This window comes from Amycolatopsis sp. lyj-23, from assembly GCF_046549135.1.
Taxonomy (GTDB): Bacteria; Actinomycetota; Actinomycetes; order Mycobacteriales; family Pseudonocardiaceae; genus Amycolatopsis.
The window spans coordinates 234,390-255,120 of sequence record NZ_JAJPWN010000004.1 but is presented as its reverse complement, the minus strand read 5'-3'; the positions used below and the strand labels follow the sequence as shown (position 1 = coordinate 255,120).

Here is a 20,731-nt window from a genome sequence, read left to right as displayed (position 1 = left end):
GGCTGTCAAGATCGGCGGGTGGCCGAACCCGATCAGCGCCTGTTCTTCCTGCTCCAGCAGGCCGCCCACCGCCTGCGCGTGGCCGCCGACCGCCGCTGCCTCGCCGCGGCCGGCATCACCACCGCTCAGCTCGGCGCCCTCTTCGCCGTCGGCGAAGGCGGCTCAACCCAGCGGGACGTGGCCGAGCGCCTCGGCCAGCGCGAATCGGCGGTGACCGCGATGGTGGCCCGGCTGGCCGAGGCCGGTTTGGTCGCCAAGGAGCCGCACCCGCGTGAGCACCGGGCGGTCGTCCTGCGGCTGACCGCGGCGGGCGAAGAAGCACTGGTCCGGGTCGCCCCAGAGGGCCAGGAGTTCAACGCCCGGCTGCTGGCCGTCCTCGGCGAAGCCGGGTTCCGGAACACCGTCGAAGGCGTCGGCAAACTCGCGCGCAGCGAATGGTGACCCCTCAGGCCACGATCAACCGGAAGCCCGCGTCCCACTCCGGCAGCTCCAGCAACTCCGCGTGCTCCTCCCGCCAGCGCCCGGAGTCCAGGTCCGCCTGCAACCGGGCCATTCCCCGGGCGACCGCCGCCGGGGCGGTCTGGGCCAGCGCCGAACACGAGCGGCGGACCGCCGGGTCGAGGTAGGCGTGCGGCCGGCGCCAGTACGCCGGGAACACCCCGTCGGTGAAGTCCCACGGCACCGGCAACGGCAGCACGGAGACCGCTCCGAGGAACTGCGCGATCTCCGGGGCCGAAGGGCGCGAACGTTCGAGCGCAGCGACCTCCGGCACGTACTCGCGCACCAGCCAGAAGTCGTTGTGCAGCGCGGTGTCGTACGCCAGGACGACCTGCCGGGAAGCGACCCGGCGCAGCTCGGCCAGCCCCCGGCGCCAGTCGGCCCAGTGGTGGACCGTCAGCACCGCCAGCGCCGCGTCGAACGCCGCCGTCCCGAACGGCAGGGCCTCCGCGATCGCCCGCACCACCGGTGCGGCCTCGGGCGCGCGCTGCCGGATCATCTCCGCCGACGGCTCGACCGCGACGACTTCGCGCCCGGGTGGCTCGTACGACCCCGTGCCCGAACCGACGTCCAGCACCGAAACCGCCGGGCCCAGCGCGGACTCCACCGGCGCCAGCCAGCGCGGGTCCGTCCTCCGCCCCCGCGCGTAGCCGACGCCGATCTCGTCGTAGCGCGCCATCAGCGCTCGGGTCCGTCGCCACCGTTCTGCTCGGCGAGGAAGCGTTCGAACTGCGAGCCGAGCTCCTCCGCGGTCGGCATGTGCTCGACCGACTCCGCGAGGAGGCTGCCGCGGTCGGACGCCTCGATGAACGTGTCGTACTGGCGCTCCAGGGCGTGGACGACGTCGGCGATCTCGTCGGACTCCGCGACCTGGCGGTTGATCTCCGCGTCGGCGAGGTCGGCGGCCGTGCGCAGCTCGCCCTCGGGCAGGCTCAGGCCGGTCGCCCGGCTCAGCGCGTCGAGCACGATCAGCGACGCCGCCGGGTACGTCGACTGCGCCAGGTAGTGCGGCACGTGCGCGGCGAAGCCCATGGCGTCGTGGCCCCACTCGCCGAGCCGGTACTCCAGCAGCGCGGCGAGGCTGCCCGGCACCTGCAGCCGGTTGGGCAGCGGCTGGTTGTCGCCGATCAGGTCCTTGCGGGTGGCGTGCGCGGTGACGCCGAGCGGGCGCGTGTGGGGCGCGCCCATCGGGATGCCGTGGAACCCGGCGGTCAGCCGGACGCCCCAGCGCTCGACGAGGTTCCGGACCGCCGCGCAGAACCGCTCCCAGTCGTGGTCCGGCTCCGGACCGGTCAGCAGCAGGAACGGCAGGCCGTCGGTGTCGTGCAGCAGGTGCACCACCAGCTCGGGCGCGTCGTAGTCCTCCCAGTGGTCGACCGCGTAGGTCATCGGCGGGCGCCGCGAGCGGTAGTCGATGAGCCGGTCGACGTCGAAGCGGGCGACCACCCGGTGCTCGCCGCTCAGCAGGTGCTCGGCCAGCAGACGGCCCGCCGAGCCGGCGTCCATGAACCCTTCGAAGTGGTGCAGCAGCACCGCCCCGGTGAGGTCGGGGACGTCCGAGTCCACCTCGTACAGGTCGTCGGGATCGAGTCCCACCGGATCCTCCTGCTGCTGCTCTCCACACGGCTGTCCGCCAAGCACAACACACCCCGACCGGGATTCCATTCCGCCGACGGTGTCGCCGATCGTAACGCCACGCTGTCGAGGCCGAACCGGATCACCATCGTGACAAGTGTCGTGGGCGCGCAAGTCACCGATCGGGCACGCTTGAGGCGTGAGCGAACACAGCACGAACACGGCGCCCCGGCTGCGGCCGCCGGCGCACCGGGTCAGCCGCCGGGCCATCGGCTACTGGACCGTGACCGCCTCGATCGTCTGGATCGTCCTGATCGGCGTCCAGACGCTCATCGTGGTGACCAGCGACGACGCGCCGTCGTTCCTCACCGTGACGCTGGTGCTCTCCTGCGTGCTGGGCCCGCTGCACCTGATCGTGATGCCGCAGTGGCGCTACCGCGTGCACCGCTGGGAGGTCACCGACGAGGCCGTCTACACGCAGGCCGGCTGGCTGAAGCAGGAGTGGCGGATCGCCCCGGTGTCGCGGATCCAGACCGTCGACATCGAGCGCGACCCCGTCGAGCAGCTGTTCGGGCTGGCCAAGATCACCGTGACGACGGCGTCCGCGGCGGGCCCGCTGCGCATCGCCGGCCTGGCGCACGACCGCGCGCTCGCGCTGGCCGACGAGCTGACGAAGACCACGCAGGCCGTGCGAGGGGACGCGACGTGACCACCCAGACCGTCGAGACGCCGCCCGCCGAAGGCACGCAGGACGCGCCGTGGCACCGCCTCGACCGGCGCATGCTGATCATCCGGCCGGTGCTGGACCTGGTGAAGTCGCTGCCGGTGCTGCTCGGCGCGCTGCTGTTCGGCCACGGTGAGTCGTGGCAGTGGGTGGGTCTCACCGTCACCGCGATCGCCGTGTTCACCGGCGTCTCGCACGTGCTGACCTCGCGCTACCGGATCACCGAGTCGCAGGTCGAGTGGCGCACCGGGTTGCTGCAGCGCAAGCACCGGGCCATCCCCCGCGACCGGATCCGCACGGTCGACGTCACCTCAGAGCCGAAGCACCGCCTGTTCTCGCTGGCCGCGGCGCGGATCGGCACCGGACGGCACTCCAACGGGAGCAGGCACAAGGACGAGCTCGTGCTCGACGCCGTCACCATCGCCGAGGCCCAGCGGCTGCGGACGCTGCTGCTGCACCGCAAGGCCGAGGCCGTCTCGCCCGAGACCGCCGCCGCGCCGCCGGAGCAGCTGATCGCCGCGGTCGACAAGCGCTGGCTGCGGTACGCGCCGTTCACGCTGTCGGGGCTGGCCGTGGTCGGCGCGGTCGTCGGCACCGTCTACCACTTCGCGCACGAACTGCACTTCGACCCGATCCGGTTCTCGCTGGTCCAGGCGGTCGTCGGGCACTTCGCCGACACCCCGGTGTGGCTGAGCCTGGTGGTGGCGGCCGTCGGGCTGCTGGTGCTCGTCTCGCTGCTGTCGGTCGGCGGGTACGTGCTGTCGTTCTGGAACTTCCGGCTCACCCGCGAGCCGGCCGGCACGCTGCACGTCCGGCGCGGGCTGATCACCACGCGGTCGGTGTCGATCGAGGAGGACCGCCTGCGCGGCGCGGAAATCCGCGAGCCGCTGCCGCTGCGGCTGGCCGGCGGCGCGCGCTGCGTCGCCATCGCGGCCGGCCTGCGGGAGGGCAAGAGCGCGGACAAGGGCGGCAGCCTGCTGCTGCCGCCGGCGCCGCTGGCACGCGCGCACGAAGTCGTCGCCGAGGTGCTGGGTGCGGACCCGGCCGCGACGCCGTTGACGCGACACCCGCGCCGGGCGTTGTACCGGCGGCTTTCGCGGGCCGTCGTCAGCGTGCTGCTGCTCGCCGCGGCGCTCTACGGCCTGGCGTGGCTCGGTGCGCTGCCGGACTGGCCCTGGCAGGTCGCGCTCGTGCTGGTGCCGTTCGCCGCGCTCGTCGGCTGGGACCGCTACCGCGGCCTCGGCCACGCGCTCACCGGCCGCTACCTCGTGACGCGGTCGGGTTCGCTGGACCGCGGCACCGCGGCGGTCCGCTGCGACGGGCTGACCGGGATCGTCGTGGAGCGCTCCTACTTCCAGCGCCGGGCCGGGCTGGTCACGCTGATCGCGCCGGTCGCCGCGGGCAAGGGGAAGTACCGGGTGCTCGACGTCGGCGAGGCCGACGGGCTCGCGCTCGCCGACCGGGCGCTGCCGGGCCTGCTGACGCCGTTCCTCACCGGTGACCGGGACCGCGGTTGACGCTCGCCCCGCGCCGCTCCTAACGTGAAAATCCGCCGTCCGAACCCTCGATCCGCGTTTCACGAGAGGACGGCAGCATGGTGCGCAAGCTCTTCGGTGTGCTGGCCGCGGTGGTCATCACGGCTTCGGCGGCGGCACCGGCCGCGACCGCGGCGACCGGCGGCGCGGGAAACCCGTACGGCGATCCGAATCTGGTTTCGATGTTCGACGGCTCGGACCTGAGCGCGTGGACGTCGTCGAAAACCGGCCTGTGGTCGGCGAAGAACGGCGTCATCCACGGCAACGGCACCGCGCGCGGCTGGTTGTACTACAACAAACAGCAGGTCGGCACGTTCCGGTGGATATTCGACGTCCGGCAGGTCAAGGGCAACCACAAACCGACCGTGCTGATCTGGGGCACCACCGAACCGATCCGCGACGCGCTGAGCGCCATCCAGTTCCAGCCGCCGAACGGCGGGCACTGGGACTACCGGCCGGGGCACAACGACGGTGGCGGGAAACTGTTCCAGCAGCTGCCGCACCCCGCCATCGACAGCAAGAAGTGGGCGCAGTGCGAGCTGATCGGCGACGCCGCCACCGGCGTCGCGCGGATGGCGTGCTGCCCGCTCACCGGTACGGCAGTCACCTGCAAGGGCGTCGAAGTCCTGCGGTTCACCGACAAGACGGCCGGGCGCGCCGGCCCGCTGGCGCTGCAGGTGCACAACTCCGGGATCCAGGACGAATACCGCGGGCTCTACGTCGAGTCACCCGTGGTGACGAAACCGGGCGGATTTCTCACGATGTGACCTCGGTGCGCCGGCGATGGCCCCATTTCCGGGCCATTGCTGGCCTTCGTTTCACACTACGTGCTAATTTATTCACCCCGTGTGATAGCGAAGGTAGTTTTTGTCTCACCGAGAGGGTCACGATGACGCCTGCCGTCAGTACCGTCGACGGTTCCGCCACCACTTCGCCGCGACGCACCCCGGGGGCCAGCAGTTCCCGCAAGGTCCTCCAGCTGCTGCTGGCCTTCTCGGAGCGCCGGTGGGAGGCGAGCGTCGCCGAGCTGGCCGCGACGATCGGCACCCCGGTGGCGACGACCTACCGCTACGTGGCCCTGCTCAAGGAACTCCAGCTGCTCGAGGAGGGCCGGGCCGGGCACTACCACCTGACGAGCCAGGTGATGCCGCTGGCGCGGGCCGCGCAGCTGGCGAACGACATGGTGCAGCTGGCGCGGCCGGCCATGGAGGAGGCCGCGCGGGAGCTCGGCGAGACGGTGCTGCTGTTCCAGCAGTTCGGCGACTCCGCCGTGTGCGCGGACCGCGTCGAGTGCGACCGCGCCATGCGGTTCACGTTCGAACCGGGGCATTCGCTGCCGCTCGGCGTCGGCGCCTCCGGCAAGATGCTGCTCGCGCTGCTGCCGGAGATCGAGCGCGACCGGCGGTGGGCGTCGATCGTCGAGGAGCGCGGAACGGCGGCGCGCGACGAGCTGAAGCGGGCGCTGGAGAACCGGTACGCGGTCAGCTCCGGCGAACTCGACGAAGGCGTCTGGGCCTGTTCGGTGCCGGTGCCGGCGATCGGGCGGCGGCCCACGGTGCTGACCCTGGCCGGACCGGCTGCCCGGATCACCGAAGAGGCCCGGCAGACGGCGATCACGGCCTTGCAGGGGTACGCGATCCGCATCCAGCGGGCGATGTCGTCTTATTCGCTGTGAGAAACCCGCGCGGGCGCGTAGAACTGCCCGGGTGATCCGGCTCGCGCGTCCCGACGACCTGCCCGCGCTCATCGACGTCGAGCGCGAGGCCGGCGCGTTGTTCCGCGATGTCGGCATGACCGCGATCGCCGACGACGACCCGGGCTCGGTGGCGGAACTGGCGGAGTACCAGTCCGACGGCCGCGCGTGGGTGAGCGTCGATGACGCCGACCGGCCGGTGGCGTACCTCGTCGCCGAGGTCGTCGACGGCTGCGCGCACATCGAACAGGTCTCGGTCCGGCCGTCGCACGCGCGGCGCGGGATCGGCCGGGCGCTGATCGAGACGCTGGCCGAGTGGGCCCGCCCGCGGGGGCTGACGGCGCTGACCCTGACGACGTTCGCGGCGGTGCCGTGGAACGCGCCGTACTACGAGAGGCTCGGGTTCCGGGTCGTCCCGGAGGCGGAAACGGGGCCCGGCCTGCGCTCGATCCGCCGTGCCGAAGCGGCCCGCGGCCTCGACGCCTGGCCGCGTGTCGCGCTGATCCGACCGCTCTGACCTGCGGTTTTATTGTTCGCTCCCCTAGTCGGGGGAGAGAGTGGCGCGGGTGGTCGAACATGTGTTCTACTGTGCCTGCCGGTCCCGGAGGGGGAAGCTCCGCGGGCCGGCCCACAGACTTCGGGAGGTTGTTGTGGCGGTCAAGATCACCCACCTGACGAACGGCCAGCAGGTGCGTTTCGCCAACGCCGACGGCGCTCGCCGGTACGCCGAGATCATGGGCGGCGGCGTGGACAAGTGGCGCTTCACGGTCGTGCCCGAGGACCCGATGCTCCGGAAAATGTCGGACTCGGTCGTTAATGTGCCGGTATGGCGCATGACTTCCAGGTAGTGGTGGATTCGGCCGACCCGCACGTGCTCGCCGACTGGTGGGCCGAGACGCTCGGCTGGTCCGTGGAACCGACGGACGAGGGCTTCATCCGCGAGATGATCGCGAAGGGGTACGCGACGGAGTCGGAAACGCGGACGTACCGGGGTTCGCTGGTGTGGAAAGCGGGAGCGGGCATCCGGCACCCGGATTCGCCACCGGAGGGGCCGCCGCGGCGGATCCTGTTCCAGGAGGTCCCGGAGGCCAAGACGGTGAAGAACCGGCTCCACCTGGACGTGTGGGTGGGCGCGGACAACGTCGAGGCGACGCTGGAGAAGCTGAAGGCGCGCGGAGCGGAGTTCCTGTGGCGGGGACGGCAGGGGCCGCACAGCTGGGTGACCATGGCCGATCCGGAAGGGAACGAGTTCTGCGTTTCCTGAACCGCCGGGAGCCGGTGTCGTGAGTGGCTCTTTCCTGCCGTCGGAGGACAGGACAGAGCCTCTCACCTCTCACACCTGCTTCGCCAAGCGGTCCAAGGCCTTCGGCAGCGCCGACGCCAGCAGGTCCAGCTCCGGCTCCGCCGCCACCAACGGCGGCGAAACGGCCACTCCCCGGCCCAGGTTGCGGACGATCACGCCCTCGTCGCGGCACGCTCGCTGCAGCTTCACCGGGGCGCCCGGGTCCGCGTCGACGACCTCGGCCGTCAGCTCCACCGCCGCGAGGAAGCCCAGGCCCGCCCGGATCTCCTTCACCAGCGCGTGCCCGCTGACCGAGGACACCGCGTCCGCCAGCGGCTTCTCGAGCTCGCGGCCCCTCGGGATCAAGCCGTCGCGCTCGTAGACGTCCAGCGTCGCCAGCCCGGCCGCGCACGCCACCGGGTGGCCCGCGTACGTCGGGCCGTGGCGGAAGATCGGGGCACCCGGCTCGCCCGTCCAGAACGGCTCGGCCACCCGCGGGGCCACCACCAGCGCGCCCAGCGGGATCGTTCCGCCCGTGATGCCCTTCGCCGTCGTGATCATGTCCGGCTGCACCGGCCAGCGGTCGATGCCGAACCACGTGCCCAGCCGGCCCCACGCCGCGATCACGCAGTCCGCCACGAACAGGACTTCGTGACGGCGGCAGATCGCCGCCACCTCTTCGAGGTAGCCCTCCGGGGGCAGCAGCACTCCGCCCGCGCCGATCACCGGTTCGCAGAAGAACGCCGCGACGCGGGCCGCGCCCAAGCGCTGGATCTCCGCCTCCAACGCGGCCGCATCGTCGAACGGGACGTGCGAAAAGTCCGGTGGCTGCGGGCCGACGCCCGTCGCGTTCGCCGGGATCCCGCCCACCGCCGTGCCGAAGCCGTGCGTTCCGTGGTAGCCCTGGGCGCGGCCGATCACGTGGACCTTCTCCGGGCGCCCGGTCTGCGCGAAGTACGCCCGCGCCAGCTTCACCGCCGTGTCGATGGCGTCGCCACCGCCCGAGCCGAAGAACACCTTCGACCCCGGCTCCGGCGCCAGGGCCGCGACGCGGTCGGCCAGCTCGATCGCCGGCCGGTTCGCGTTGTACCCGAACAGGTTCCACGAGTCGAGCTCACCGAGCTGGCGGGAGACGGCTTCGGTGATCTCCGGGCGGCCGTGGCCGAAGTTCGCGTACCAGAGCGACGCCGTCGCGTCGAAGTACCTGCGGCCCGCGTCGTCCCAGACGTACGAGCCCTCGCCTCGGGTGATGACCATCCGGTCGCCGTCGACCGCGCCCATGTCGGCGAACGGGTGCCACAGGGCGTGCTGTGCTGACATCGGTCCTCCTCAGTCCTGCCCCCATCCCTACCATCAGTCCAGGAACTGCGCGATCTCTTCCGGCGCGTACCCGAGCTCGGCCAGCACCTCCGCGGTGTGCTGGCCCAGGGTGGGCGGGGCGGACGTCGGCCGGGCCGGGGTGTCCGACGCCTTCACCGGGAACCCGGTCCCGACGTACGTCCCCACCGTCGGGTGCGGCAGCCGCACCACCTGCTCGCGCGCCTCCGCCCACGGGTCCGCGTAGACGTCGTCGATCTCGTTGACCGGGGCCGCCGGGATGCCCGCCGCGTCGAACGCCGTCATCCACTCCGCCGCCGGACGCTTAAGGAGCACCGGTTCCAGCAGCGCGTTGAGCTCGTCGCGGTGCGCCGCGCGGGAAGCGTTCGACGAGAACCGCGGGTCGGCGGCGATGTTCAGGCCGAGCACGCCGCAGAACGCGTGCCACAGCTTCTCGCTGCCGACCGCGATGACCAGCCAGCCGTCGGCGACGTGGTAGCCCTGGTACGGGACGATGCTCGGGTGCGCCGAGCCCATCCGGCGCGGCCGGGGCGTGTCGTAGAAGTGCGCGCCGGCGGCGTACACGTGCCAGGCCAGCTGGCTGTCCAAAAGGGACACGTCGAGGTACTGACCGCGGCCGGTGGTGTGCCGGGCCTGCAACGCCATCAGCACGCCGATGATCGCCCAGGTCCCCGCGTTCAGGTCCGCCACCGGCAGCCCGACCTTCGCCGGCGCGCCGTCCGGCTCGCCGGTCAGCGCCATGACGCCGCCGAGGGCCTGCGCCACCAGGTCGTACCCCGCGCGGTCGCGGTACGGGCCGGTCTGGCCGAAGCCGGTGATCGACACGTGGATCAGCCGCGGGTTCAGCTCCGCCAGCGCGGCGTACCCGAGGCCCCACTTCTCGAGCGTCCCGGGCCGGAAGTTCTCGACGAGCACGTCGGCGCCGGCGACCAGCCGCCGCAGCGCGTCCCGGCCGCGGTCGCTCTTGAGGTCGAGCACGATCCCGCGCTTGTTGCGGTTCGCCGCCAGGTAGTAGACGGCCTCCTCCCCGACGAACGGCGGCCCCCAGCCGCGGGTGTCGTCGCCGTGCCCCGGCGGCTCGACCTTCACCACGTCGGCGCCCATTTCGCCGAGGTACTGGGTGCAGTACGGGCCGGCCAGGATCCGCGAGAGGTCGACGACCTTGATCCCGTCGAGCGGGCGGACAGCAGGGGGCATCAGCGGCTCCTAGTCGGGCTCGGCGTTCGGTCCCTTTCTACCCGGACTCGAGGAGCGCGACGGCCCGGGCGGTCCGCTGGTAGAGCACGTACCGCCCGTCCCGGACCTTGCCGAGGAGGCCCGCGCGGTGCAGGGCGCCCAGGTGGTAGGAGACGGTGCCCGCGCTGTACCCGGTCCGGGCGGCCAGTTCCGCGGTCGACCGCGGCGTCTCGAGATCGGCCAGGAGCGCCGCACGGGCCGCGCCGACGACCGGCGCGAGCCGGCCCGGCGGGCGACCGGCGCCCGTGCCGACCCCGTGGGCCGGGTAGGAGAGGACGACCTGGCCGGGCACGTCGATCTGGATGCTGATGACGGGCCAGCTGAGCACACCGGGGGCCAGCACCAGCTCCCGGCCGGAGATGTCGGCTTCGCCGTCGAACGGTTTCACGACCGTGATCGCGTCGCCCGCCCAGCCGATGGTCGGGTGGAGCTCGCCGAGCGCCGCGCCGACGCCGCGCGCGGCGATGGTCCGCGCGCGGTGGGTGATGTCCCCCTCGACGACCGACTGCAGCGCCGTCCAGTCCTCGCCCAGCGCGTCCCGCCAGAACCGGGCGAGCCCGTTCGCCAGGCGCCGGGGCAGCGCGCCCGACTCCACGACCCGGCGCGCGCTGACCGGCAGCGGACGCCGCCAGTGGACCTGCGTGTGCGCCAGCACCTGCTCCTCGACGTCGTCCTGCGGGGTCGCCTCGATCCGCGCGAGCTGCTCGTCGAGCAGGTCACCGGGCCGGGTCGCCGTGCCGGGCTGCGGGGTGAGCAGGTCGGGGGTGTAGACCTCGCCGGTCTGCGGCAGCAGGTCCAGCAGCAGGGCGACGTCGGGGTGCGCGAGCGCTCCGCGGGCGAGCGGGCCGGGATCGCCGAACACCGGGTGCCGCGCCGACTCGGCCGCGAGCCTCAGCCAGGCCAGGGACTCCGCCGCGAGCGACGGCGAGAAGCGCGTCCTGGCGACCGTCTCCGCGTCGACCCGCAGCGTGAACACCCACCGACGGTAACAGCCGGAACGGCGGATTCGAACCGGCTCGAATCCTTTCCGGTCCGGGGTCGTCCCGCGGTTGAGTGGGAGCCGTGTTCCCCCGACGCGCGACGACCACCGCCGTCGTGGCCGCCGCGCTGCTCGCTTCGGCACCGGCGGCCACGGCGGCCAACGGCTACCGCACCTGTTCCGTCGTCCGCACGATCGCCTGGATCGGCTGGGCGCCCGGCCCCGACGGGCGGTACCACGCCGTCACGGTCCGCCGCCCCTACTCGTTCAGCGTCGTGTTCCCGGTGTCCGACGCCGGTGTGCTGAGCGCGAGCAGCCGGGCCTCGGCGTCACGCAGGTAGCGGTCCAGCGCCGCTTCGGCGGCGTCGAACCGGCCGCGGCGCAGGTCGCGCAGGATCTGCTCGTGGCAGTCGAGGAACGGCTCGTAGAACGAGCGCGTGTTTTCGTTGAGCACGAAGAACAGGCGCGTCTCGGCGAGGACTTGGCGCATCGTCGCGGACAGGCGCTCGCTGCCGGCCAGGTCCGCGAGGGCCTGGTGGAAGTGGATGCTGGCGGTGCCGACCGACCGCCAGTCCTCGGCCCGCGCCGCCGTCCGGCCGTCCCGAAGCGCCTGCTCCACCACCGACAGATCCACTGTGGACAGCTCGGCCGCCCGCCGCAGGGCACCGCATTCGGTGGCGCGGCGGACGACGTAGAGGTCCTCGATGTCGTCGGTCGTCAGCTCGCGCACGAACACGCCGCGGTTCAGCTCGTGCACGGCCAGCCGCTCGTGGGCGAGCAGCTGGAACGACTCGCGCAGCGTGTTGCGCGAGACGCCGAGCGCCGAGCTGATCACCGGCTCGGACAGCCGTTCACCGGGGGCGAAGACGCCGTCGGTGATGTACTGGCGCAGGATCGCCGCGACCCGCTCGGCCGTGCCGCTGCGCTCGAGCAGGTGCCGCGCGCTCTCCAGTCCCGAGGCATCGACGGTCACGGCACTACCTGACGCCGAGTTCGAAGTCGAGGCTGTACCGGTTGCCCGGCATCGCCCCCGCGGCCTTGGCCCCGTCGATCGGCAGCACGACGCCGTTGACGAACCGCGACTCGTCGCTCGCCAGGAACACCACCGCCTTCGCGACCTCCCAGGCCTCTCCGACGCGCGCCGCGGGGGTGCTCGCGACGAGCTGGTGCTGCTTGGTTTCGAACTCCTCCGGCGAGTTGAGCGTGCTGCGCAGCATGTCGGTGTCGATCGCGCCGGGGTTCACCGTGTTGGCCCGGATGCCCTGGTGCGCGTGCGCGACGGCGATGGACTTCGTCAGCCCGACCAGCGCGTGCTTGGTGGCGTTGTACACCGGGTCGCCGGGGCGGCCCATCACGCCGCCGTTGGACGACGTCGTGATGATGCTGCCCGCCTTCCGCTCGATCATGTGCGGCAGCACGGCGCGGGTGCCGAGGAACGCGGCCCGCACGTTGAGCGCGAAGACGTGGTCGAAGTCCGCCAGCGTGGTGTCCACAAGAGACTTGCCGAGGTGGATGCCGACGTTGTTGAACAGCACGTCGATGCGGCCGGCCTCGGCGATGACGCCGTCGACGAACGCCGCCACGGCGGCCTCGTCGGTGGCGTCCACCACGGCGCGGCGGTAGCCGTCGAGTGCTTCCGCGGGCTCGCGGATGTCGGAGGCGAAGACCGTCGCACCCTCGGCGAGGAACTCCTTCACGGTGGCGAGGCCGATGCCCCGCGCGCCGCCGAAGACCACCGCAACCTTGCCGGCCAACCGACCCATGCTCACTGCCCCGCTCTCAGTCGTGCTGTCTGCTCTTCGTCCACCGCGTAGTCCTCGGGGAGCCGGACGACCGCGTCCGGCTCCCCGAGGTAACGCACCTCGACGCCGTACACCTCGCGCGCCGCCGCCACCGAGACGTAACCCTCGACGACGTCGTCGAGCACCGCGGCCACCGGCCGCTCGAGCGGCGGCCCGTACCCACCGCCGCCCGGCAGCGTGACGTCCACAACGGACTCCGCGGCCAGCGTCACCCGGCTCTTCGCCGGCAGGTCCGCTCCGCCGTGGCGGCCGAAGCGACCGGCCGCGCCGGGACGGCCACCCGCCACCCCGGCCGCGGCGGCGCGCACCCGGTCGACGTTCCCGTTGACGGACCAGGAAGTCACGCCGAGTGCACCCATCGTGGTCACCTGTCCGAGTCCGCCGCGGAACCGCCCCGCGCCGCCGGAGTCCACGCGCAGCTCGCGCGTGTGCTGGACCAGCGGGGCCATGGTCTCGATGACCTCGGTCGGCGTCGAGCGCAGTCCGCTCGGGAAGCCCGTGGCGGACAAGCCGTCCCGGTCCGGCCGCGCACCCATGCCGCCGGTCTGGAAGACGTTCAGCATGAACCCGGGCCCGCGCCAGATCGTCATCCACAGCGCGTCCGCGCTCGGCGCGATCGCCGCGCCGGGCAGCGCGCCGATCAGCAGCGACGGCAGGAAGTGCCCGATGAGGTGCCGGGACGCGACCGGCGCCGGCGGCAGGCAGTTCAGCACCGAGCCTTCGGGCGCGGTGACGTGCACCGGCCGGAACGACCCGGCGTTGTGCGGCACCTCCGGCGAGATCGCCGCCTTGACGGCGAACGACGCGTACGCCCGCGTGTAGTTCAGGACGACGTTGATCCCGCGACGGCTCTGCGGCGACGACCCCGCGAAGTCGAGGTGGATCTCGTCACCGGCCACCGTGGCGGCCACGCGCAGCACGATCTCTTCGTCGTCGAAGCCGTCGGTGCCGATCTCGTTGGTGTAGACGCCGTCGGGCAGTTCCCGCAACGCGTCGCGCAACGCCCGCTCCGAGCGGTCCATGATCTCGGCGGCGACCTCGTCCAGGCCGTCCAGGCCGAGCTCGTCCAGCAGCCGCAGCAGGCTCGCCGCGCCGACCTCGTTGCCGGTGACCTGGGCGTACAGGTCACCGATCGTCTCTTCCGGCGTCCGGACGTTGGCCCGGACCAGCCGCTCCAGATCGGCGTTGACCTCGCCCGCGCGCAGGAACTTCAGGATCGGCAGGCGCAGGCCTTCTTCGAAGACCTCGTGGGCCTCGGCGGAGACCAGCCGCCCGCCGATGTCCGGCGCGTGGCAGCACGACGCGAACCACGCGACCAGCCGGCCGCGGCGGAACACCGGGGTGGCCACCGTGATGTCGTTGAGCTGCCCCGCGGTCTGCCACGGGTCGTTGGTGAGCAGCACGTCACCGGGTTCGAGGGTCTCCGGCGGGTAGGCCGCGACGAAGTGGTGCATGCCGGTTGCCATCGCGTTGATGTGCCCGGGCGTGCCGCCGACGGACTGGCCGATCATCTCGCCGCGCGAGTCGAACACCGCGCACGCCAGGTCGAGCGACTCGCGCACGACCGCCGAGAAGGCCGTGTTGACCAGCGCGTTCTGCTGCTCGGCGAGGATGGAGTGCAGGCGGTTGCCGAACACCCCGGCCAGGATCGGGTCGACGGTCACACCGTCACCTCCAGCGCGCCGTCCTCTCGTACGACGCAGTGCGCGCCGGGCGGGACGACCATAGTGGGCTCGCGTTCCTCCACGATGGCCGGTCCGTCGGCCCGGGTTCCCGGCGCCAGCCGATACCGGTCGAACACGGCCGTGTCGACAAATCCACCTGTCGACGGAAACCAGGCCGGTCGGCTGCCTTTCCGCGCGTTGCCCGTGGGCTGCCCGGGAAGCCGCAGTGTGACCTGGGGTTTCGGCCCGCTCGAGACGACCCGCCAGTTCAGCACCTCGACGCCGACCTCGGGTCCGGTGCGCCGGTAGAGCGTCCGGTAGGTGCGGGTGAACTCGTCGATCAAGGCTTCCGGCCAGGGGCCTTCGTACACCGGGACGCGGATTTCGTAGCCCTGCCCGGCGTACCGCATTTCGGCGACGCGGTGGTGCGTCACATCGTCCACTCCGGACTTGGTCAGCAGCGCTTCGCCCTCGGCTTCCATCTCGGCGAACAGCGCGTCGACCTGCTCCCACCCGAGGTCGTGGACGGCCGCGCGGGCCGAGCGCACGAAGTCGAACGCCAGCGGCGCGGTCAGGAACCCGGCCGCGCTCAGCACCCCGGCGGCGGGCGGCGCGACGACGGACGGTGCCCCGAGTGCGCGCGCCACGCCGACGCCGTGCACCGGACCGGCCCCGCCGAAGGTGTACATCGGCAGCTTCGCCGGGTCGTGCCCGCGCTCGACGGCGTGCACGCGGGCGGCGTTCGCCATGTCCTCGTTGACGCTGGTGTGGATGCCCCACGCGGCTTCTTCGACGCTTACGCCCAGCGGCTCGGCGACCTTCGCGGCGATCACGGCCTTCGCGGCCTCGGCGGCCAAGCGCATTGCCCCGCCGAGGAAGTAGCCCGGGTCGAGGTAGCCGAGGACGAGGTCGGCGTCGGTGACCGTGGGCTCGGTGCCGCCGCGGCCGTAGCAGACCGGCCCGGGTTCGGACCCGGCCGAATCGGGACCGACGGTGAGCAGGCCGAGCGCGTCGATGCGGGCGATCGAGCCGCCGCCGACGCCGATCTCGATCATGTCGGTGACCGGCACCTGCACCGGCAGCCCGGACCCGGGCCGCAGCCGGTACCTGCGGTCCACTTCGAACTGGTGCGTCACGAGTGGCGCACCGCCCGCGATCAGGCACAGCTTCGCCGTCGTGCCGCCCATGTCGAAGGCCAGCAGGTCCGGCGGCCCCAGCTCCGCGGCCGCCAGCGCCCCGCCCGCCGGGCCGGACTCCAGGATCCGGATCGGGAACCGGGCCGCGGTGTCCACAGTGGCCAGTCCGCCGCTGGACAGCATGATGTGCGGGGCCCGGCGGATCCCGAGCCGGCGCAGCCGCTGTTCGAGGTCGCGCAGGTACCGCTCGGTGCGGTCCTGGACGTAGACGTTGGCGACCGTGGTCGACGTGCGCTCGAACTCGCGGATCTCCGGCACGACGTCGGAGGACAGCGCCACCCTCAGCGAAGGTGCGACCTCGGCGAGGATCTCGCCCGCACGGCGTTCGTGCGCCGGATTGGTGAAGGAGTGCAAGAAGCAGACCGCGACGGCCTCGACCCCGCGCGCGGCCAGCTCCCGGCCGAGCCGCGCGACGAAGTGTTCGTCCAGTCCGGTGTGGACGGACCCGTCGGCGAGGATCCGCTCCGGGACGTCGAACCGCAGGTGGCGCGGGACGAGCGGCGCGGGCAGCTCCAGGCGCAGGTCGTAGAGCTCGTACCGGTGCTCGCGCCGCAGCTCCAGGACGTCCCGGAACCCGGCGGTGGCCAGCAGCGCGGTGCGTGAACCCGTGCGTTCGATCAGGGCGTTCGTGACCAGCGTCGTCCCGTGCACCACCTGCTCGACGGCCCCGAGGTCCGGCAGCAGCGCGGCCAGGCCTTCCTCGACCGCACGGGCCGGTTCGTCGTGCGTGGTCAGGACCTTGTGGACGGCGACGATCCCCGTTTCGTCCACCGCGCAGAGGTCGGTGAACGTGCCGCCGATGTCGACGCCGATCCTCACGTCCGGTACCACCGCGGCGAGGTGTTCAGCGGCGGCTTCAGCTTGGCCTTCACGACCAGCACGTTCGGCTCGTCCGACTCGACGAACTCGCCGAGCAGCCGCCGGAACGCCCGCCCGAAGCCGGAGACGCGGTCGGCGTGCACCCCGAACGACCGGGCGAGGCCGACGAAGTCCGGGCTGTCCCAGTCGACCCCGCGGTGCGGCAGCCCCTCGCGGTCCTGGTCGTACCGCAGCATCCCGTACCCGCCGTCGTCGACCAGGACGACGGTGACCGGCAGCTGCTCCTGGGCCAGCGTGGCCAGATCGCCGCAGCCGTAGAGGAAACCGCCGTCCCCGGTGATGCAGATGGCCCGCCCGGTACCGGCCGCGGCGGCTCCGAGCGACGCCGGGAAGCCGTAGCCGAGGGTGCCCCAGCCCATCGGGTAGGCGAGCTTGCGCGGCGCCCGCACCCGGTGGAAGCCGCCGACCCAGTAGCCGGCGACGCACATGTCCGAGACCAGCACCGCGTCCGTGGGCAGCACCTCGTCCAAAGTGGACAAGAAGTCGTAGGCCTGCGGCTCCTCGTCCCGGATGCGCTGGCGCACGCGCCGCCCGATGCCGGCCAGCCGCAGCGTGATGTCGTCGAGGCCGGGCCGCTGCTTCGGCAGCAGCCGCTCGACGATCGAGCGCGCGTCCCCGACCAGCGTCAGGTCCGGCGGGTAGTTCTTGGCGGCGTCGTCGGCGTCGACGTTGACCGCGATCAGCTGGGGCGGCTTGGGCAGCCGCCAGTTCTGCGTCATCAGGCCGTCGAAGTCGGTGCCGATGGCGAGCACGACGTCGGCTTCGTCCCACAGCTCGCCGACCTCCGGCGTGTGCACCGGGTTCGGCGCCAGGCACGGGTGGTCGAGCGGGAGCAGCCCGCGGGCGGCGAACGTGGTGATGACCGGCGCGGCGAGCTTTTCGGCCAGCGCGCCGATCGCCTCGCCCGCGCCCGAGCGCAGCGCGCCGCCGCCGGCCCAGATCAGCGGGTGCCGCGCGTCGGACAGCAGCGCCTCGGCCCGCGCGAGGTCGGGGACGTCGACGTCAGGTTTGCGGTGCGGGGCGGGCGGACGCCGGTGCGGCACCTGTTCGCGCAGGTAGTCGGTCGGGACGCCGAGGTAGACCGGGCCGCTCTGCGGCAGTTGCGCGAGCCGGGCGGCGCGGTGGACGGTGGTGCCGATCTGGTCGGCGGCCCGCACGGTGAAGCCGCCCTTGGTCACCGGCGCGAACATCGCCTGCTGGTCGGACGTCTCGTGCAGCACGCCGCGGACGACGCCGGGCCGCCGCAGCGTCGACGGGATGTCGGTGGCGATGACCAGTACCGGGGCCGCGGACGCCATGGCCTCGCCGACCGCGCCGAGCGTGTTCGCCGCGCCTGGGCCGGTGGTGACCAGCGCGACGCCGAGCTTGCCGGTGGCGCGGGCGTAGCCGTCGGCGGCGTACCCGGCGGTCTGTTCGTGGCGGACCCCGACGAGCTTGATCCCGGTCTCGCCGAGCGCCTCCCACAACGGCAGGTTGTGCACCCCCGGGAGGCCGAAGACGATCTCCGTTCCGAGCGCCTGCAGCGCGTCCACCAGCTCCCGAGCACCACTCACAGCCACGGCCCGGATACTGCCAGATCGTTCAACGATCTGGCAATCGGCCCCTAGACGATGTTGTGCTCGGCACTCGCCGCGCCCGTGGCGAACCGCCGGACGTCGAGCTCGGCGATGTCGACCGCCGGCCGTCGCCGCAGGTAGAGGTCCCGGATCAGCTCGCCGGTGGCCGGCCCCAGCTGGAAGCCGTGACCCGAAAAGCCGGTCGCGTAGAAGAACCGCGACAGCAGGACGCTTTCCCCGATGATCTGGTTGCGGTCCGGCGTCGTTTCGTACAGCCCGGCCCAGGCCGTCCGGATGCCGGCGTCGAGCACCGCGGGGATCCGGCGGCCGGCGAGCTCGGCCAGCCGCGGCAGCCACTCACCGGCCTCGTAGCGGGTGTCGAAGCCCGGGACGCCGTCGCCGCCGGAAAAGGACATCGCCAGACCGGGCCCCTCGCGGTGGAAGTAGAAGGCCGACGGCATCTCGATGGTCAGCGGAACCGCTTCCGGCAGCCCGGGCACCGGCCCGGTGAACACGACCTGCCGCCGGAACGGGCGCACGGGCAGGTCCAGCCCGGCCAGCTCGCCGATCCGGCCCGACCACGCGCCGGCCGCGCACACCACCGCGCCGGTCCGGACGAACCCCGCCGTCGTGACGACGCCGGTCAGGGTGTCTCCGTCCCGCTCGATCCCGGTCACCTCGACCTCGGTGCGCAGCTGCGCCCCGTGGGCCCGGGCCGCTCTCGCGTAGCCCTGGACGACGGCGTCCGGGGTCGCCTTGGCGTCGTCCGGCGACCAGAGCGCGGCCACGACACCGTCGGTCGCCAGCAGCGGCAGCACCCGCTTCGCCTCGGCCGGGTCGAGCAGGTGGCTGCGGACGCCGTGCTCGCGCTGCAGCTCGGCGCAGCGTTCGAAGGCGGGCACGTCGGCGGGGTCGGTGACGAGGTAGAGGTAGCCGTCGCGGCGGAAGTCGATCTCGACGCCGAAGTCGCGGGAGAAAGCGCTGTACGCGGCCAGCCCGCGCAGGCCGAGTTCGACGTTCACGGGGCTGGTGAACGACGACCGGATGCCGCCCGCGGCCTTCGCCGTCGAGCCGCCGCCCAGCTCGCCGCGCTCGAGCAGCAGCACGCCGACGCCGGCCTCGGCGAGCCGGAACGCGCAGCTGACCCCGATGACACCACCGCCGATCACCACGCATTCGGCCATCGGTGGCAAGGACGTTTCCCCTGCGCGGCGGGCGGTCATACTCGCCAGAGTAGAACGTGATCCACCGGCGGCGGCCGAGCGCGTAGAGTCGGCGTGCCGAGCTCGGAAGGTGATGTCCCATGGCGATGATGCCCGTGACCGATTCGATGTTCCTCCTCGTCGAAACGCGCGAGCATCCGATGCACGTGGGCGGCCTGCAGCTGTTCAAGAGACCGGAGGGCGCCGGCGACGAGTACCTCCGCGATGTCCGGAAGAGCCTGCTCGAATCGGACAACATGCGCTCGGTGTTCCGCCGCCGGCCGGCCCGGCCGGTCAACACCATGGGCCACGTGGCGTGGGCGAACGACGCCGAACTCGAACTCGACTACCACTTCCGGCACTCGGCGCTGCCACAGCCGGGCCGCATCCGCGAGCTGCTGGAACTGACCGGCCGCTGGCACAGCACCCTGCTCGACCGGCACCGGCCGCTCTGGGAAACCCACCTCATCGAAGGGCTCGCCGACGGCCGGTTCGCCGTCTACACCAAGGTCCACCACGCCCTGATGGACGGCGTCTCGGCGTTGCGCCAGCTGCAGGACACGTTGTCGGACGACCCCGCGGACCTGGACTGCCCGCCGTGGTGGGGGTCGCGGCGCAAGCCCGGCGCCGAACGCGAGAAGCGTCCCCGCTCGTTCCGGCAGACCGCGAGCAAGACGGCCAACCAGCTCGCGAGCCTGGCGCCGGCCGCGATGAAGGTCGCGCGCGAGGCGTTCGGCGAACACACCCTGACGCTGCCGGGACAGGCGCCGAAGACGATGCTCAACGTGCCGATCGGCGGCGCGCGGCGGTTCGCGGCGCAGAAGTGGCCGCTGGACCGCGTGCGGCAGGTGGCCACCGCCGCCGGGGTGTCGCGCAACGACGTCGTGCTCGCGATGTGCTCGGGCGCGCTGCGGGACTACCTGATCGAACAGCGGGCGCTGCCGGACGCGCCGCTGATCGCGATGGTGCCGGTGTCGCTGCGCCGCCAGAACGACCCCGGCGAGGCGGCGGGCAACAACATCGGCGCGCTGCTGTGCAACCTGGCCACCGACCTGCCGGACGCGGGCAAGCGGCTCGTCACGATCCACCAGTCGATGCGCAACGGCAAGCGGCTCTTCTCGGAGCTGACGCCGTTGCAGACGCTGCTGCTCTCGGCGGTGAACGTCGCCCAGCTCGGCGTCTCGCCGATCCCCGGCGTCGTCAAGAACACGCGGCCGCCGTTCAACCTGGTGATCTCGAACGTGCCCGGCCCGCGCAAGCAGATGTACTGGAACGGCGCCCAGCTCGACGGCATCTACCCGGCGTCGGTGCTGCTCGACGGCCAGGCCGTGAACATCACGCTGACGAGCAACGGCGACCACCTCGACTTCGGCGTCACCGGCTGCCGCCGCAGCGTCCCGCACCTGCAACGGATCCTGACACACCTCGACACGGCCTTGGTGGAACTCGAAGCTGCGGTAAGGTAGCCCGCTCAACGGCACGCCGGCTCCCCCATCGGAAGGAATCTTTCCGAAAGGGGCCCGAAAATGCTCGTCAGGCGGCTCTTCCGGCTCCTAGGGTGGCGACGATCCA

21 protein-coding genes are annotated in these 20,731 nt (G+C 72.4%); 10 read left to right on the top strand and 11 right to left on the bottom strand.

The features are described from left to right. Positions 1-18: 18 nt before the first annotated feature. Complete coding sequence (locus ACLJPY_RS10515; RefSeq protein ID WP_410587832.1) at positions 19-441, top strand: MarR family winged helix-turn-helix transcriptional regulator; 423 nt, start codon at positions 19-21, stop codon at positions 439-441. Between the two features lie 4 nt (positions 442-445). Here the strand turns inward: ACLJPY_RS10515 and ACLJPY_RS10510 are convergent, their stop codons facing one another. Then, entirely contained in the window at positions 446-1,177 is a 732-nt protein-coding gene (locus ACLJPY_RS10510) for a class I SAM-dependent methyltransferase (protein ID WP_410587831.1), read from the bottom strand. After that, positions 1,177-2,094 (bottom strand): proteasome assembly chaperone family protein, encoded by a 918-nt coding sequence (locus ACLJPY_RS10505; protein ID WP_410587830.1) that lies wholly within the window; start codon positions 2,092-2,094, stop codon positions 1,177-1,179. The genes ACLJPY_RS10510 and ACLJPY_RS10505 overlap by 1 nt, the downstream gene beginning before the upstream one ends. 178 nt (positions 2,095-2,272) lie before the next feature. Here ACLJPY_RS10505 and ACLJPY_RS10500 point away from each other — a divergent pair, with 178 nt between their 5' ends. From ACLJPY_RS10500 to ACLJPY_RS10470, 7 genes are all read left to right on the top strand, one after another. Continuing rightward, a complete protein-coding gene (locus tag ACLJPY_RS10500; protein WP_410587829.1) occupies positions 2,273-2,782 on the top strand; it encodes a PH domain-containing protein in 510 nt (169 codons plus the stop codon). A 71-nt stretch (positions 2,783-2,853) separates the two neighbouring features. After that, positions 2,854-4,314 (top strand): PH domain-containing protein, encoded by a 1,461-nt coding sequence (locus ACLJPY_RS10495; RefSeq protein WP_410588280.1) that lies wholly within the window; start codon positions 2,854-2,856, stop codon positions 4,312-4,314. 77 nt (positions 4,315-4,391) lie between these two features. Further along, positions 4,392-5,099 carry a family 16 glycoside hydrolase gene (locus tag ACLJPY_RS10490; protein ID WP_410587828.1) on the top strand — a complete coding sequence of 236 codons (708 nt, stop codon included), beginning with the start codon at positions 4,392-4,394 and terminating at the stop codon, positions 5,097-5,099. 122 nt (positions 5,100-5,221) lie between these two features. Next, positions 5,222-6,007: an IclR family transcriptional regulator gene (locus tag ACLJPY_RS10485; RefSeq protein ID WP_410587827.1), complete on the top strand. Its 786-nt coding sequence runs from the start codon at positions 5,222-5,224 to the stop codon at positions 6,005-6,007. A gap of 31 nt (positions 6,008-6,038) precedes the next feature. Further along, on the top strand, positions 6,039-6,542 hold the full coding sequence (locus ACLJPY_RS10480; RefSeq protein WP_410587826.1) for a GNAT family N-acetyltransferase: 504 nt from the start codon (positions 6,039-6,041) through the stop codon (positions 6,540-6,542). Positions 6,543-6,675: 133 nt separating this feature from the next. Then, on the top strand, positions 6,676-6,873 hold the full coding sequence (locus tag ACLJPY_RS10475) for a hypothetical protein (protein WP_004561810.1): 198 nt from the start codon (positions 6,676-6,678) through the stop codon (positions 6,871-6,873). Beyond that, positions 6,873-7,289: a VOC family protein gene (locus ACLJPY_RS10470; protein WP_410588278.1), complete on the top strand. Its 417-nt coding sequence runs from the start codon at positions 6,873-6,875 to the stop codon at positions 7,287-7,289. The genes ACLJPY_RS10475 and ACLJPY_RS10470 overlap by 1 nt, the downstream gene beginning before the upstream one ends. A gap of 69 nt (positions 7,290-7,358) precedes the next feature. Here ACLJPY_RS10470 and ACLJPY_RS10465 read toward each other — a convergent pair whose 3' ends face one another. Genes ACLJPY_RS10465 through ACLJPY_RS10455 form a run of 3 tightly spaced genes read right to left on the bottom strand, consistent with a single transcriptional unit; the run spans position 7,359 to position 10,857 of the window. Further along, positions 7,359-8,627, bottom strand: coding sequence for an aspartate aminotransferase family protein (locus ACLJPY_RS10465; RefSeq protein WP_410587825.1), 1,269 nt, complete (start codon positions 8,625-8,627; stop codon positions 7,359-7,361). Positions 8,628-8,660: 33 nt separating this feature from the next. Beyond that, entirely contained in the window at positions 8,661-9,842 is a 1,182-nt protein-coding gene (locus tag ACLJPY_RS10460) for a CaiB/BaiF CoA transferase family protein (RefSeq protein WP_410587824.1), read from the bottom strand. Positions 9,843-9,879: 37 nt separating this feature from the next. Next, positions 9,880-10,857, bottom strand: coding sequence for a DUF5937 family protein (locus ACLJPY_RS10455; protein ID WP_410587823.1), 978 nt, complete (start codon positions 10,855-10,857; stop codon positions 9,880-9,882). An 86-nt stretch (positions 10,858-10,943) separates the two neighbouring features. Between ACLJPY_RS10455 and ACLJPY_RS10450 the strand changes: the two genes are divergently transcribed. Then, entirely contained in the window at positions 10,944-11,201 is a 258-nt protein-coding gene (locus tag ACLJPY_RS10450; protein WP_410587822.1) for a hypothetical protein, read from the top strand. Here the strand turns inward: ACLJPY_RS10450 and ACLJPY_RS10445 are convergent. From ACLJPY_RS10445 to ACLJPY_RS10420, 6 genes are read right to left on the bottom strand one after another with little or no spacing between them, the layout of a single operon-like run. Next, a complete protein-coding gene (locus ACLJPY_RS10445; RefSeq protein ID WP_410587821.1) occupies positions 11,120-11,833 on the bottom strand; it encodes a GntR family transcriptional regulator in 714 nt (237 codons plus the stop codon). The genes ACLJPY_RS10450 and ACLJPY_RS10445 overlap by 82 nt on opposite strands. A 4-nt stretch (positions 11,834-11,837) precedes the next feature. After that, complete coding sequence (locus ACLJPY_RS10440) at positions 11,838-12,623, bottom strand: SDR family NAD(P)-dependent oxidoreductase (protein WP_410587820.1); 786 nt, start codon at positions 12,621-12,623, stop codon at positions 11,838-11,840. A gap of 2 nt (positions 12,624-12,625) precedes the next feature. After that, positions 12,626-14,326 (bottom strand): hydantoinase B/oxoprolinase family protein, encoded by a 1,701-nt coding sequence (locus ACLJPY_RS10435; RefSeq protein WP_410587819.1) that lies wholly within the window; start codon positions 14,324-14,326, stop codon positions 12,626-12,628. Further along, positions 14,323-16,341, bottom strand: a complete 2,019-nt coding sequence (locus ACLJPY_RS10430) for a hydantoinase/oxoprolinase family protein (RefSeq protein ID WP_410587818.1) — start codon at positions 16,339-16,341, stop codon at positions 14,323-14,325. Before ACLJPY_RS10430 ends, ACLJPY_RS10435 begins: the two co-directional genes overlap by 4 nt. Then, on the bottom strand, positions 16,338-17,960 hold the full coding sequence (locus ACLJPY_RS10425) for a thiamine pyrophosphate-binding protein (protein WP_410587817.1): 1,623 nt from the start codon (positions 17,958-17,960) through the stop codon (positions 16,338-16,340). Before ACLJPY_RS10425 ends, ACLJPY_RS10430 begins: the two co-directional genes overlap by 4 nt. Before the next feature lie 44 nt (positions 17,961-18,004). After that, entirely contained in the window at positions 18,005-19,180 is a 1,176-nt protein-coding gene (locus ACLJPY_RS10420) for an NAD(P)/FAD-dependent oxidoreductase (RefSeq protein ID WP_410587816.1), read from the bottom strand. 80 nt (positions 19,181-19,260) lie between these two features. On the opposite strand from ACLJPY_RS10420, the gene ACLJPY_RS10415 reads away from it, so the two are divergent. Then, positions 19,261-20,625, top strand: a complete 1,365-nt coding sequence (locus ACLJPY_RS10415) for a WS/DGAT/MGAT family O-acyltransferase (protein WP_410587815.1) — start codon at positions 19,261-19,263, stop codon at positions 20,623-20,625. Positions 20,626-20,731 lie beyond the last annotated feature (106 nt).

Coding starts and splice junctions, on each gene's coding strand:
- ACLJPY_RS10485 (WP_410587827.1), top strand. CDS start 5,222: ATGACGCCTGCCGTCAGTACCGTCGACGGTTCCGCCACCACTTCGCCG.
- ACLJPY_RS10415 (WP_410587815.1), top strand. CDS start 19,261: ATGGCGATGATGCCCGTGACCGATTCGATGTTCCTCCTCGTCGAAACG.
- ACLJPY_RS10440 (WP_410587820.1), bottom strand. CDS start 12,623: ATGGGTCGGTTGGCCGGCAAGGTTGCGGTGGTCTTCGGCGGCGCGCGG.
- ACLJPY_RS10460 (WP_410587824.1), bottom strand. CDS start 9,842: ATGCCCCCTGCTGTCCGCCCGCTCGACGGGATCAAGGTCGTCGACCTC.
- ACLJPY_RS10490 (WP_410587828.1), top strand. CDS start 4,392: ATGGTGCGCAAGCTCTTCGGTGTGCTGGCCGCGGTGGTCATCACGGCT.
- ACLJPY_RS10465 (WP_410587825.1), bottom strand. CDS start 8,627: ATGTCAGCACAGCACGCCCTGTGGCACCCGTTCGCCGACATGGGCGCG.
- ACLJPY_RS10495 (WP_410588280.1), top strand. CDS start 2,854: ATGCTGATCATCCGGCCGGTGCTGGACCTGGTGAAGTCGCTGCCGGTG.
- ACLJPY_RS10420 (WP_410587816.1), bottom strand. CDS start 19,180: ATGACCGCCCGCCGCGCAGGGGAAACGTCCTTGCCACCGATGGCCGAA.
- ACLJPY_RS10510 (WP_410587831.1), bottom strand. CDS start 1,177: ATGGCGCGCTACGACGAGATCGGCGTCGGCTACGCGCGGGGGCGGAGG.